Here is a 14,774-nt window from a genome sequence, read left to right on the forward strand (position 1 = left end):
AGAGACTTTAATTATAGAATCTAGTTTTTTGATTCTTTATAATATGAGCTGGAGTGTGTGCGTATCAAATTCGGACTTTATTATGCATTGGGAACAATATTGGAATTCAACAGATGGTTTTTCAAGTTTTGCAGAACTTAAAAATGAGTTTGGTTACCCTAAAGAAATACTGCATTTTTGGCAGAAAACTCTTAGTGAAATAAGCAGTGAAAATCTAAAGGTACTTGATTTAGCAACCGGTAAGGGGGCACTTGCTATTTGGCTAAAAGCTGCGGCAAATTCACAGAATAAGTTGGTTGATATTTATGCTTGTGATGCGGCTGACATAGACGTAAGTTCGATAAAGTCAAATGATGTGAAATTAGAAAAAATCATTAAAGATATAAATTTTTCATTTGCGACTAACCTTGAACAGTTGCCTTATGAAGATGATTGTTTTGATCTGTTAGTTAGTCAATTTGGCTTCGAATATTCGTCGTGGGAATCATCCCTCAAAGAAGTGACCCGGGTTTTAAAACCAGGTGGCCAAGCGGTGTTTATGATGCACAGTGCATCATCACAAATTGCACTAAACTCGGCAGCAGGACTGTCAGTGTTTAAATCTTTGGTTGAGTTGGAACTGTTTGAAAAACTAAAAACATTGGTTGATCTCAAGCTTACAAATCAGCAGCTTGAGTTTACTAACAAAAATAAACAACTCATTAAATCACTAAATGAGTTTTCACTGGACAATAATTCATTACAGTGGTTTCAAGATGTTGTAAGTAATGTTGCAAAAATAATGCAAAACATTAATTCAGAGTCGCATACTGCAATTGATAAATTACAGACTAATGTTGAATTTCAAATTAAACGGCTTGAAGAGCAAACACGTGTGTCAATGACTGAAAACTCTATTCGCAGCGCATTCGATGAAGCGAGTCTAGAATTAAAGATTAAAAGTATTAACCCAATGTCAGTTGATGAAGAACACTTTGCATGGACCGTTGTTATCGAGTAAAGAGGCAAGGGCCCCTTGTTTCGTTAAAACGAATCTCCCGCTGAATATTTCTATTGTGTTTCTGTGTATTTATCACTAATAAAAGGACTTTAAATTTAAGTTAGCGTTACAAAAAAGCATGAACATTATAAAAACTTCCTAGTAAATATAAGCTGCTCAGATTAATTAATGCACGCTATTTATAAGAGCAGTGAACTTTTTTATTTCCTCAAAGCGTATCACAACTAGGTTAATAAACTTAATTATATACACTCTGTTTAACATTAAGCCGTTAGAGGTTATTTAACTAACGGCTTAAAATTTTGCTAATTTTATTTCTGGTTCTTTAAACTCTATTTAAGATTTTCATCTAAAAACTTTGTCATAGCATTGTAAAAATCAGTGCGATTTTTAGGCTTATGATAACCATGCCCCTCATTTCTTACCATTGATTCATAAGGGTAATTAATTCTATCAAGGGCTGAAGTTAGCGCTTCATATTGCTCCATAGGAACCCTAATATCATCCGAGCCATGAGCTATAAAAAGTTTAGCCTTAATTTTATCAACATTATATGCAGGTGAACGAGATTTCTGATCTTCTACGTCCATACCATGCACAGTATTTAAAAATTTCACCCCAGAATCTCTCGTTGGGATATCTCCACTGGAAAACATTTCAGGGATAGAGTATACGCCTACATATCCAATAGCACATTTGTACAAGTCAGGCTCTCTTACTGCGCCCATTAGTGCTGCGTAACCACCATAACTCCCACCATATATACAGATATTATTTTTATCGATAATTTTTTGCTTTATAGCCCAGTGGGTGGCATCAGTTACATCATCTTGCATTTTTGTACCCCAATTTTTGTAACCACTCTTTAAAAATGAGCTACCATAGCCACCAGAGCCTCTGAAGTTTACTTGCAACACTGCATATCCAATACTTGCGAGATACTGAGCTTCAGCATTAAACCCCCAGAAATCTCTGACACCATGAGGTCCTCCATGCAGCATTACTACTGCAGAGTATGGTTCTTTTTTATTATTTGGTATCGTTATATAACCGTGTAATACGACACCATCTCGTGCTGATATTTTGAATGGCTCTACAGTTGCTAGTTCCTTTTTGTTTATTTTCTCGTTCATCGAAGCGACAAAACTCGCTTTCTTCGAGGTAATGTCGTAAAGGTAAAATTCTGTGGGTGATTTATCTGATGAAACTTCAAAGACAGAAAGCTTTTGTTCTTTGGCATGACTTGTAAATCTTAGCCTATATGCGTGGAATGAGTCACTTAGCCTTTTTAAAACATCGTTATCCCCTGCATCCGAGAAATAATGATATGCAGGATAATTGGGATCATACGTAACACCCACAACCTCACCTGAAAAGCCATATATAGGTGTTGAAATATCAACATCTGCGTCTTCTATCAGTTTCTTAAGTTCATTTGTTTCCAAATTAAAAGAAAATACGGCTATGTTCTTAGTGGTAGAGTCATTAGTAAAGTACGCTAAATTTCCTGACTTGTTCATGCCAATAATTGAAAGGTTATCACCAGGATTATAATTTAAGATTCCTAGGTTAAATGTCTCCCAGTCTGAATTAGGTGTCTTTTTATAGAACATGTTGAGTTCACCTTTCCCCATTTCATGCTCTTCTTTTTCAACATAACTAAAAGCAATTCTTGGTTGGCCTGACACATCTGCAACCATGCCAAAGACATCTTCTTTAGGTTGATCTGCTTGATAACTAGAACGACCATTATAAACATTTACCTTATGAACTTTTACTGCAAAATCATCAGCATAATGTTGTTTTGTAACTAATATGTTTTCTTTGTCGTCAGGTAAAATACTTAAAATGTTGTAAAACGATGTTTGTGACGCTAACAATTCCCGTCGGTTAGAGCCGTCAAAGTTTGAAGCTATGAAGTAAGGTGAACCACCTTTAGTATCTAAATAACCAACGGTTTTTTTGACTGACATGATGAAGCGTTCATCATTTACCCAGATGACGTTAGCTATTTTTTGATATTCACCAAATCCATAACTGGATAGCACTTTTTTTGTCTTTCTATCGAGAATCACAAGCTTAACTTGTGTCTCATCTTGAAATGTAATCGAAAAGTATTTTCCATTAGGCGAGATTTTTACTTGTTGATAATCTTTGCTGTTAAAGAAGTCTTCAAGGGTGTTTTTAGCAAAAGTCATTTGGCTAAATAGTAAAAGTAAGAGGCCTAAACTTTTTATATATCTCATATCAATCCAATTGTTTTTGGTTTTTTAATTGTAGGTATTAAGAATATCAGAGTTGAAAGTGTTGTAAATACATTGTTGTAACATTGCCTTATCATATGTAATTAAATGTAAATACAAGTGGCATTTCTAGCTCTTTGGTATTGGCTTTGAGTGCAATGGTTTCATGTCTTTATTTATTTTTAATGCTTGTTTTTACGTTTGTTAAGTTTTTGTGTTTTTATGAGGGGTTTTTATAATAAGTTTTGGAAGATTATATTTAATATTTTGTACTATTAATTTTCACGTGAATGAAAATAAACTTTATATTTGTAATGGTGTTTTTTAGAAATGTCACTTCTTTACTTTTTATATTAGATCTTTTGTCATTCAACAATATTGAATTAAGAATAGGGTAGTGCTTCCAGTTATGAAGTAGCCGTCCATTTCATTTCGCATAGCAGCTGCATATTTTGACACTGATATGCCATTAATCTCGAACATTTAAAATCTTTCCTGCGTCTCAAATTTAGCTTTCTGGCCATTTGAACTAAAAATATATTAAAATCAAGTACTTATGCTTGGGTGGTGAGTTTGACATGTAAATGTACATAGCTGATCCGTCTATCGGGTGGTAATTATGCCGAAGGCTATCAAAGTTACTTTTATTTATGAAAAGTTGTGTCTTTAGTATTTTATGTTCGCAAATCATCAGTGTTTATAACCTTTTTGACTTATGAGGACGTTATAGGTGATGAGCTTAGTGGTTGTTAATTGTTCTGTTTTTTGGATTTATGTGTTTTAAGGTTGATGCTCTCTTCTTTCCTGCGTTTTTAGACTGTCTCCCTTTAAAATAGTGGGATTTTAATGTTTTTTTTAAATATGCATTATTAATATATTGTTGCAATTTTGTTTTTACATTGTTTGGTTTATTTTAAATTTTTTATTTTTTGTTGCGTTTGTATTTATATTGATTTTTTTTAAAAAGCGCAAGTTAAAAACATGTTGACCAGAAGTTATCTAGGATATTAGTATTTAATCACCGCATTAAGGTATTAGTGCCTATGGCGGGGTTAAATAAAAATTAATAAGTCATAATATGGATATGACCAGGGAGAATACAATGTTAAATAATCAGGTTTCGAAGGCCGTTCGCTTAGCACTTGCTTTCAGTGCAGCGTCAACTTCACTATTCTCTGCAAGCTCTATTGCGGCAGATGAAAATGATGAAGGCGTAGAAAAAGTTGAGCGTATTGAGGTTACAGGTTCGCGCATTTTTCGTGAAGGGGCTATCTCTCCATCACCAGTTACTGTAATTACAGGTGAAGATTTAGTAAGCACTGGTGCAATGAATATCGGTGAGGTTTTAAACAAGCTACCTGCACTAGCAACGACGTATTCACTGGCTAACTCAGGCCGATTTATTGGTACAGCCGGTGTAAGCTTACTTGATTTACGTGGTATGGGTAGTGAGCGTACGTTGGTACTTGTAGATGGAAAACGTCACGTTTCTAGTGCCCCAGGTACATCTTCTGTAGATACAAATACTATTCCTAGTGCGTGGATTGAACGAGTTGAGATTATCACCGGTGGTGCGTCAGCTGTATATGGTGCTGATGCTGTAACGGGGGTTGTTAACTTCATTTTAAAAGAAGAAATAACAGGCCTTAATGTATCTGCAACGAAAGGGTTTGCGGATAACAATAATTATGAAAATGAGAAGTTTACTTTTTCATACGGTCAAGATTTTTCAGAAGGGCGCGGTAATGCGGCTATCTCTTTCGAATACAATTCACAGGATTCTCTAAATGCATTAGATAACCCGTGGACTTCGACATCTTATGCTTCGATGCCATATGAAGTCGTGACAGGTATGCAAAGACCTGAAGATATGCTAGACAGTGAAGATTTTCCAGACAAAATAGTAGTACCAAATGCGGGCTATTATTTAATCTCTAACGCGGGTACAGTTTGGAACCCTAACACTGGTGCGATTATGGGTCGATTTAACCCAGACAGCACGTTAGGACCTGTAAATACAGGCAGTTTTGAGGACGGCTCATATTGTGGTGGCCCAGATTGTGATTATATTAATTTACGCCAATATTCGGAAATTCAGCCAAAGTTTGACCGCATTAACTTAAATTTCAAAGTTAATTATGATGTTACAGATGACTTGAATGCATATTTCCAAGCAAAGTACTCTAAAACCGAAGGGGAAAATATTGGTCAGCCTTTCTTCCGCTTCTTCAGTGGTGCAAACTTAATAAAGCGTGATAATGCTTTCTTATCTGAAGATACAGCAGCCCTAATGGATCAAGAAGGTCTATCGATCATTGGTGTCAATAAAATGTACAATGATATCGGTCGCCGCTTAGAAGAAAATACGCGTGAGACAACACGATTCGTAGCAGGGTTCAAAGGTAACTTGACTGAAGACTGGAGCATGGATATATCTTTGGTACATGGTAAGTCAGAGATAGAACGTATTAATGGTGCAAACGTCATCATGGCTAATTATGCCAATGCAATAGATGCGGTTTTTGATGACGCAGGAAATATTGTTTGTCGTAGTGAAGAAGCCCGTGCTGATGGCTGTGTAGCTGCTAATATTATGGGCGATGGTGCTATTAGCCAGCAAGCGATTGACTATGTTACTACGACGTCTGTAGGAACTTCAGAGATTGAGCAAACTGTGTTTAATGCGACATTCTCTAATTCTGCACTTTTTGAATTACCTGCGGGTATGGTTGGTTTCGCTGGTGGTATCGAATATAGAGACGAATCAAGCGTCACTATTGAAGACCCATTTGCTAAAACCGGGGCTACTTTCTTTAATGCCCTAGGTGAAACCGATGGTGGATATGATGTATCTGAAGCATTCTTTGAATTATCGATTCCATTACTAGAAGAAGTCTTTTTAATCGATTCACTCGTTTTAGATACGGCTGTTCGTTATGCGGATTATTCTACAATTGGTGATGCAACAAGCTGGAAGTTAGGTTTAGATTGGACCATTAACCCAGAGTTGAGAGCACGTTTCACTGTTTCAGAAGCAATGAGAGCACCAAACATTGACGAGTTATTCTCTGGTCAGAGCCAGTCATTTACTAATGTAGATGATAGTTGTAAGGTTTCTGAGTTGGATCAGTTAAGCGCTGAGGGCAGAGCAATACGTGCTGCAAACTGTGCTGCATTAGGTGTTCCAGCAGACTTCGATTCTAACTACGATAGCGCAACTCTTGAAACTTTAGTCGGTGGTAATCCTGATTTGCAACCTGAAGAATCAAAATCAATTACGGCTGGTATCGTTTATCAACCAAGTTGGTTAGAAGGCTTCAGCGTAACTGCGGATTACTGGGAAATTGACATTGACGATACAATTAGTGGTATCGGTTTCCAAACTATTATTGACCGTTGTGTTGATTCGCCTACAGGTGTTGATAATCAATTCTGTAATTTAATTACTCGCGATCCTGAAACGAGCGAAATTACCCTACTAAAAGGGTTTGCGCTTAACATTGCTCGTAGTTTAAATTCTGGTGTTGACTTTGAGTTTGCATATGACTTTGACGCACTAGGTGGTCGATTCAATACTAGCTTCATTGGTACATACCTAATTGAAGCAAAAGATTATCCATTCTCAGCAGAGCCAGAAAACTACACTGATTATGAAGGTGTTTTAGGTGAAGAGACATGGCAAGGTAATCTAACCGTTGATTATACTTACAATAACTATAAAGTTGGTTTTAGCACACGCTTTATAGATGGTGTTGAACTATATGATCACACGTCGTTAGATACTAACCCAAATCCATCAAGTGAAATGCGTTATGGCTCATACTTTATAACTGATGCTTCATTCGCATATAACTTTGAAAATGGCGTTGGCCTTAAACTGGGTGTTGACAACTTATTTAACCGTAGGTTACCAGGAAGCACAACGGGTACAGGTGCAGGCTCAGCCATCTATGACAATATCGGTCGATTTGGTTACCTTCAAGCATCTTATAAATTTTAATACAGTATAATTAGTCTGTATTATCAATAAAATACACCATAAAGAACGTTCCTGTTCTTTATGGTGTATCATTCATCATTACGCTCCAATAGCCTTTCCTTCGTACAAGAATATTCTTAATATTAGTACCAATCCGCAAAAATACTTAATCATTTTGAGTGATCAAACCAGTCGCTACCTGCGTTAAAAATTTCTGATTTACGACTGCATGGATGCAGGAGGTAGAGCAATGCAGGAGCAATTGCCGAGAACAACTAAATAACTAAATTTTTGCCTTGTTATCAACGCGGTTTTATTGCCTCAAAATAGACCACTTAATTAAGCGGAATGGTATAAATTTGGGTAGTCAAATATCCATCGTCATTTAGGTGAAGTATTTTTGCTGTTTACAGCTTGCTTATGCCTGGCATAAACCATGATTTTTTATCACCTTATAAACTGTATTTGAACTAAGGTGAATTAGAGTGGTGTTGTTCACACGTTAAAACGAGTTAGCTTAAGTGATACACGTAAAGTTGTTGTTAGGGCTTTTAAATAGTCTTTGCCGTAAAGAAATCTAAGCAGTGGGGATTTCTGAATTGTTGTATTTAATTTACACTGCTAAAATGTAACAAATTTTAACCTTCTTATTGGCATCATTCTGAATAAGCGATTCTTATTTTTCATTGCGTTAACATTTGCTTTCCTTTCAAGTTGTGCATATGCAAAGCAGCTCAAAGCAGGTATCGTTAATTATAACTTCTTTCCTTATCATACACGTGATGAAAATGGCCGGTTTTCGGGGGTCATCGTTGGTTACAGTAATGAGATTGCGCGATTAGCAGATGCTGAATTAGAGTATCATGTATACGACAGTCTCGATTTACTGTTAGATGCGCTTCAGGCGGGCGAAATTAATTTTACTGTGGGTCTTAATAAAACCCAGCAACGTAAAAAGCATTTTTTATTCTCTTCCGCATTTATGGAAGCCCCACGGGGCATTGTTGCAAACCAGTCTATTGCTAATGATGCATTAAAGAATTTAGCGAGTCTGCGTTGGGTATGTATAACGGGGAGCTCACACTGTGAGTATTTAGCCGAAAATGGTGCTTTATTCATAAACCGATTTATTCAACCTGAAGATGCGATAGACAAGGTTGCTGATGGTACGTTTGACGCGTTTATGGGGGACTATTCAGTGTTGTCTCACCAATTAAAAAATCACTCTAAAAATAACTTAAAGGTTGTTAGTCCTATTTGGCTCGAGAGTGAAACCCTTCACGTCATGTTTAATAAAGAGGAAACCGCATTACGAAATCAAGTTAACTCGGTACTCGCCTCTATTTCACCTGCAACTAAACAGCTGTGGGAAAGTTCTGCCAGTGAAGAATACATCGCTGCAAAGGCATACAGTAAATTCAAGCGTGATTTTAACCGTATTGATGCACAGCAGAGTACTAACTATTTACTCACATTCTCGTTTATTGATGGTTTATACCCCGTTAATTCAACCAGTAAAACAGGTGAAGCTACTGGGTATTTAAATGATACTCTTGCATTGCTTTCACAGAGAAGTGGTATCCAGTTTAAATATATACCCGCTGCAAATAGTAAAGAGTTAGAAAAGCTATTTCTTGCAAATAAAATCGATATCATTCCATCGATGACACCTGACAAAATAGATGAAGGAATATTAATTGCGTTACCCTCACATTATAGCTTCGAAATGGTATTGGTTTCTAAGCGTGCGAGTAAAATTCGCCGTATTGGTTATATTGAGGCGTTTGCAGACCCTAAAGAAAAACTAGTTGGTAGCGAGCCTATCGAAACCGTGTCATTTGACTCAATTCAAACGCTTTTCTATGCACTACGAAATGATGCTGTTGATGCGGCTATGCTACCGCAGAGCATTGCAGCGTATCAGCTAAACCAGTTTTATATTGGTGAGTTTTATATCAACCCTAAATATCGATATACACAGCCAATTTATTTTTTAATTAATAGGCACTTTTCTGAATTAACAACGTTGCTAGACAGTTTATTTAAAACCTTAACCAGTAATGATTTTAGCCATGTAGTAAATCGTCATGGTATTTTTAATATAGAGCGTGGTTATGATAAAAAAACGGTCAATATCACTGCAATTTTGGTGTTGATTTTAGTTGTTTTATCAATGACTTACTTTATCAATCGGCGTCTCAATATAAATCGGGAAATAGCGAGTCGTAAGCAATCAGAACAGGCTGCACTGAGTAAGCTTAATTTTACGCAAAAGTTAATTGATGATTTACCCACGATGGTTGTTATTCAGGATCAAGACCAAAAACGCATCATGTGGAATAAAGCGTATAAAGATAATTTCGCGCATCTTTGGGATGACGAGCAGCAATTTTTGCGCAGTGATCTTGCAGTCGTTAAAGAATTATTAGATCAAAATAAGCAAAGCCTTACTTCGGGTAAAATAATTAATCAACATATCCGCTTCACCAATCGTCTGGGTAAACCACTCGAGTTGCTTTATACAAAGAAGCCTTTTTTGGGGATTGACGGCCATATCGCAGGGATCATGACTGTGATAACTGATGTCACAGAGCATAATAATCTGCAGCGAGAAAATGAATCTGTTCAAAAATTATTAAAGACGATCACGGATACGATACCCGGCGGGGTATTTCAATATGAATACTATGACAATGGTGAGGGGTTTTATACTTACATAAGTAAAGGAGCGCAAAGCCTTTTAGGGATTACATCTCGAACCATTAACCAACGCGGTATGACAGGGTGTATTTCACCGCTTATTGTTGATGAAGACAGAGTAAAAATTGCGAAGAGTTTTAAGCGAGCGGCAAAGCGTAACTCAATGATTGATATTGAGTTTAGGGTTAATAACTTAGGGCAGAAAATTTGGTGTCGTTACATTGCGACAGGCGAAAAAAATTCTGATGATCAACTTCAAGGCGTTCGCTGGAATGGTATATTGCTTGATATTAGTTTACTCAAGCGCCAGCAAGCAGATTTAAGTAAAGCAAATCAACTGGCTCATCAGGCCGATTTAGCTAAAAGCCGATTCATCGCGACCATGAGTCACGAGTTAAGAACCCCCATATCTGGCATTAATGGTTTTATTGAATTACTGCGGGCTTCTTATTTAGATGAAGAGCAGTTCTACCTCGTAGAACATATTGACAGTGCGATTTCGAAATTACGTAACTTGGTTGATGACATTTTATATTTTGCAAATACAAGCTCAGGTAAAATTGAAATCGATTGCCAAGATGTAGATCTCGAGTCCCACCTGTGCCGTGTTTTAAGGGCGCATGAATATTTAGCAAAACAAAAAGGTCTCGAATTCCGTTTAACGTGGCGAACAGCTGCTTTTACTCAAGCGCGTATAGATGTAAGTCATTTACTGCAAGTTTTGTCTAATATTTTAAATAATGCCGTTAAGTTTACTGAGAAAGGCGCGATTAGTTGCGACGTTTTATTTGAAAAACAGACCTTGAAGATTGAGATATCCGACACCGGCGCAGGAATGACTGCCCAGCAACTTGCGCATACTTTTACACCCTTTGAGCAAGCTGATAACTCGACAGAGCGACGTTATGGCGGCACAGGGCTTGGTTTAACACTTGCTAAGCAATTAATAGAAGCGATGAAAGGTGAAATTAATATTTCCAGTACATTTGGAAAAGGTACGAATGTATTTATTTCGGTTCCTTTGACTAAAGTCGCTAAACCTGATTTAGCAGCGAGTTCTGTTTATTGGTCTGTGTGTACTCAGAATCATTTATTACTGAATAATTTAGCAAGCATGGGAGTTAAACATAATCAGCTCAGTCATCCTTTAGATGCTAACGTATTTCAGCAAGTTGATAATATGATTATTGATGAAAAGTATGCCATTGAGCGATGGGGTAAAAATTGGCAAAAGAATATTTGTAATATTGAAAATAAATACATCATCGTGGCCAGCACTAATGATACTCAAACTCCCGCAAAATGTAGTTGCCATATTTTACTTGTTGATCCTCTTTATCCCGATTTACTCAGAGAGCTGGTTAACAATGTTCATTGTGGTGTTGACGTATTACCACACAGCCTCACAACTGCGTTGCATGGGCAGATTCTAATTGCAGAAGATAATAAAACTAATCAGCTTCTTTTAGAAAAACAGTGTCAAAAATTAGGCATAAAAGCCGTGATGGTTGAAGACGGTTTAGCCGCATTAAAAGCCCTAGAAAATGATAATTTTGATGTATTACTAACTGACTGTCATATGCCTCATTTAGATGGCTTTAAATTAGCTAAACAGTTACGTAATAAAGAAAAGTTTAAGTATTTACCGATCATTGGTTTTACTGCTGACGATTCACAAGAGTGCCTAAATAAAGCGTTAGATGCAGGCATGAACAGTGTGTTATTTAAGCCATATAAACTTAACGAGTTATATAATCGTTTAGCCGAGTTTATTGAGGTAAATAAAGATGAAATACAGGTACAAGATGAGGCGCCAGTATCAAACCTGCAAGGTATAAAAGATAAACAGCATTGGTTAAATGTTTTTGGTAATGAAAATGATGCTAAAACACTAGCAGAGGTGTTTATTACGAGCTTGAAACAAGATCTAAACACGCTAACTGCACATGTGGATAACCAAGATATAGAAAAAATTCCCCCTGCTATTCATAAACTTAAGGGGGCTATTGTGATGTTGCAATACCCGCCATTATCAAAACTTATAGTGAGTACTGAAAATCGCTTTAATCAAGAAAAAGAGACATTAATAGTCAGGGAATTAATTGTAGAGTTAAGCGACGTGATCGAAAAAATAAAGTTATGGTTATAATAAACTTAAATTAGATTATTTTATTTTTTCACCATATACTAAGCTGTGTATTGATATGTATCTTTAACTTTTATAATTAAGAGAGCTTTAAATGAAAGAAATCCGATCTTTTGTCAAATCTGCGTCTTTAACTGAACTTGAAAAAGCAAAACAGTTAATTGATTCAGCTATCGAGAAATATACTCAACAGCAAGAAGCTAAAAAAGAAGTACTCGATCTGCTAAAAGAAAAAGGACTTACATTAGAAGATTTACAAGATGTAGTAGGCACAGATAAGCGTACGAAAGTAAAACCTAAATACCGCATCGAATACAATGGTGAAATTATTGAGTGGACAGGCCGTGGTAAACGCCCTAAAGCATTCCAAGGTGTTGACTTAACTAAGCACCTCGCTTAATTTCACCCATATGAACTTTTAGGGAAGCACATGCTTCCCTTTTTTGTCTTTATTACTGCACAAAATAATGAAATACGTACTTAGACCTTATCAGCAAGAGGCCGTACAGCGAACGGTTAGCCACTTTAAGCAATCGGACGAGGCGGCACTGATTGTATTACCAACAGGCGCGGGCAAAAGTTTAGTGATTGCTGAATTAGCACGTATTGCTAAACAGAAAATTTTAGTCTTAGCGCATGTTAAAGAGCTCGTAGAGCAAAACGCGCAAAAGTACATCAGCTTTGGTTTTGAAGCGAGTATCTTCTCTGCAGGGCTTAAACAAAAATCGCTTAAAGAACAGGTTACGTTTGCAAGTGTGCAGTCACTAGCGCGCAATACGGCGCAACTTAGTGATACGTATTCATTACTCATTATTGATGAGTGTCATCGCGTCAGTGGGGATGATCAAAGTCAGTATGGTCAAGTGATATCCAGCCTTAAGAAACAGAACCCCCGGCTAAAAGTATTGGGGTTAACCGCGACTCCTTTTCGTATGGGAATGGGGTGGGTTTATCATCATCATTATCATGGCTTTGTAAGGGGAGATAAAGACGCACCCTTTAAAAAGTGTATTTTTGAGTTACCGCTTCGTTACATGATTAAACATGGCTATTTAACGCCGCCTCATGAAGTAGACGCAGCCATAAGCCATTATGATTTTTCATCTTTACCCAGCGATTCATTTGGACGCTATAGTGCTGAAAATATGAATGCGCTCCTCAAAGATAATACCCGCGCAACGAAGGCGATTATTGAGCAGGTTATTGACTACAGTGAGCATCGGCACGGCGTCATGATTTTTGCGGCAACAGTCATGCATGCCAAAGAAATCGTCGGCTACTTGCCAACTGACAATACCGCATTAATTACTGGTGATACAGATAACAACGAGCGCGACACTATCATCAATCAATTTAAAGCGAAAAAGTTGAAATTTTTGGTCAATGTGTCTGTACTCACCACCGGATTTGATGCGCCGCATGTCGATTTTATTGCCATTTTGCGTCCAACCGAGTCAGTCAGTTTATATCAGCAAATTGTTGGCAGGGGGCTTAGATTAAGTGAGGGGAAAAAAGAGTGCTTAGTGATTGATTACGCAGGCAATGGCTTTGACTTATTTTACCCAGAGGTGGGCAGTAAAAAAGCCCAAAGTGACAACGAACCTGTGCAAGTACTGTGTCCTGGTTGTGGCTTTGCGAATATTTTTTGGGGAAAAACAGATGCCGCAGGCAATGTCATTGAGCACTTTGGGCGTCGCTGCCAAGGTCTTCTAGACGATGATGATGGCACGCAAATACAGTGCGACTACCGTTTTAGGTTTAAAGAATGTGAGCAGTGCGGTGAGCAAAATGATATAGCAGCGAGGCAATGCCAAGCTTGCTCAGCCATGATGACAGACCCCGATGATAAGTTGCGTGAAGCCCTTAATTTAAAAGATGCGTTGGTGCTTCGCTGTAGTGGTTTATCGGCACAACTTATCGCAAATGGGCTGTTGAAAATTAGCTATTTTGATGAGGATGGTGCCAGTTGCGACGAAGTTTTTAATCTTAGCAACGACACAGGCCGTTTTATCTTTAACAAGCAATTTGGTCGGCGAGCTCAAGGGAATAGTGCCCCGATTACCTGGAAAACAGCAGAACAGGTTATTGAACAACAACATGTATTGGTCGCGCCAGATTTTGTTATTGCCCGAAAGAACAAAAAGTATGGTTGGAAAGTTGCCCAGAAACTATTTGATTATCAGGGTAATTATAGAAAAGCCAATCAATTAAAGTAATCAACGCCTGCCATATGCAGGCGTTATGTCGCGTGTTTATTCGTCAGCCATTAAACCCCAACCATCACCATAGCCGTTGTGGCTATTTGCGATGCTCTCGAGGTATTGTTCAGTTTGGCTTAATAGCGTGTGGTCAGGGACCATTTCAACACGTGTAACGACTTCCCACACCCCGGTGTCGGGACACTTTACTAACTCTGTTGCAGGCGCTAGTTCATCACTTGCAATTGCCGTTGCGAACTTTTCTGCTTCAGGTTTTTGTTCAAAAAGAATATAGAAATCTATTACTTGCATGCTGGTTAAATCAACACCAGCCGCTGCAATTTCTGCTAATAATTGACCATTTTCGTCGTCAGGGAAATGCATTTAATCGCTCATTCATTATAAATCTAGGAATTGTTAGCTATTGTAGCGAAAATAATTGGTTAACGCGCACTAATTTTAACACTTCAATTATGTCAGTGGCTATTTCACTGTGCTAGTATCATTT

Annotated in this window: 7 protein-coding genes; 5 read left to right on the plus strand and 2 right to left on the minus strand. The window is 37.5% G+C overall.

Annotation, left to right across the window (positions count from 1 at the left end; all coding sequences use genetic code 11):
* Positions 1–82 precede the first annotated feature (82 nt).
* Positions 83–1,000 (plus strand): class I SAM-dependent methyltransferase, encoded by a 918-nt coding sequence (locus tag IT970_RS06155; RefSeq protein WP_051501799.1) that lies wholly within the window; start codon positions 83–85, stop codon positions 998–1,000.
* A 332-nt stretch (positions 1,001–1,332) separates the two neighbouring features.
* On the opposite strand, the gene IT970_RS06160 is transcribed toward IT970_RS06155, so the two are convergent.
* On the minus strand, positions 1,333–3,246 hold the full coding sequence (locus IT970_RS06160; protein ID WP_036969452.1) for an alpha/beta hydrolase family protein: 1,914 nt from the start codon (positions 3,244–3,246) through the stop codon (positions 1,333–1,335).
* Positions 3,247–4,345: 1,099 nt separating this feature from the next.
* Here IT970_RS06160 and IT970_RS06165 point away from each other — a divergent pair.
* From IT970_RS06165 to IT970_RS06180, 4 genes are all read left to right on the plus strand, one after another.
* Positions 4,346–7,243, plus strand: coding sequence for a TonB-dependent receptor plug domain-containing protein (locus IT970_RS06165; RefSeq protein WP_036969450.1), 2,898 nt, complete (start codon positions 4,346–4,348; stop codon positions 7,241–7,243).
* Positions 7,244–7,967: 724 nt separating this feature from the next.
* On the plus strand, positions 7,968–12,071 hold the full coding sequence (locus IT970_RS06170) for an ATP-binding protein (protein ID WP_269216524.1): 4,104 nt from the start codon (positions 7,968–7,970) through the stop codon (positions 12,069–12,071).
* Positions 12,072–12,162: 91 nt separating this feature from the next.
* The gene (locus IT970_RS06175) at positions 12,163–12,468 is read left to right on the plus strand and encodes an H-NS histone family protein (RefSeq protein WP_036969446.1); all 306 of its coding nucleotides are present in this window, start codon (positions 12,163–12,165) and stop codon (positions 12,466–12,468) included.
* 67 nt (positions 12,469–12,535) lie between these two features.
* Entirely contained in the window at positions 12,536–14,284 is a 1,749-nt protein-coding gene (locus tag IT970_RS06180) for a DEAD/DEAH box helicase (RefSeq protein WP_036969443.1), read from the plus strand.
* Positions 14,285–14,320: 36 nt separating this feature from the next.
* On the opposite strand, the gene IT970_RS06185 is transcribed toward IT970_RS06180, so the two are convergent.
* The gene (locus IT970_RS06185) at positions 14,321–14,650 is read right to left on the minus strand and encodes a ribonuclease E inhibitor RraB (protein ID WP_036969441.1); all 330 of its coding nucleotides are present in this window, start codon (positions 14,648–14,650) and stop codon (positions 14,321–14,323) included.
* Between the last annotated feature and the right edge of the window lie 124 nt (positions 14,651–14,774).

The sequence above is a fragment of the Pseudoalteromonas sp. A41-2 genome, from assembly GCF_015767615.1.
Lineage (GTDB): Bacteria > Pseudomonadota > Gammaproteobacteria > Enterobacterales > Alteromonadaceae > Pseudoalteromonas > Pseudoalteromonas lipolytica.

What these genes read in the sequence shown, in the direction of transcription:
- IT970_RS06155 (WP_051501799.1), top strand. Translation starts at nt 83, where the DNA reads ATGCATTGGGAACAATATTGGAATTCAACAGATGGTTTTTCAAGTTTT.
- IT970_RS06160 (WP_036969452.1), bottom strand. Translation starts at nt 3,246, where the DNA reads ATGAGATATATAAAAAGTTTAGGCCTCTTACTTTTACTATTTAGCCAA.
- IT970_RS06165 (WP_036969450.1), top strand. Translation starts at nt 4,346, where the DNA reads ATGTTAAATAATCAGGTTTCGAAGGCCGTTCGCTTAGCACTTGCTTTC.
- IT970_RS06175 (WP_036969446.1), top strand. Translation starts at nt 12,163, where the DNA reads ATGAAAGAAATCCGATCTTTTGTCAAATCTGCGTCTTTAACTGAACTT.
- IT970_RS06180 (WP_036969443.1), top strand. Translation starts at nt 12,536, where the DNA reads ATGAAATACGTACTTAGACCTTATCAGCAAGAGGCCGTACAGCGAACG.
- IT970_RS06185 (WP_036969441.1), bottom strand. Translation starts at nt 14,650, where the DNA reads ATGCATTTCCCTGACGACGAAAATGGTCAATTATTAGCAGAAATTGCA.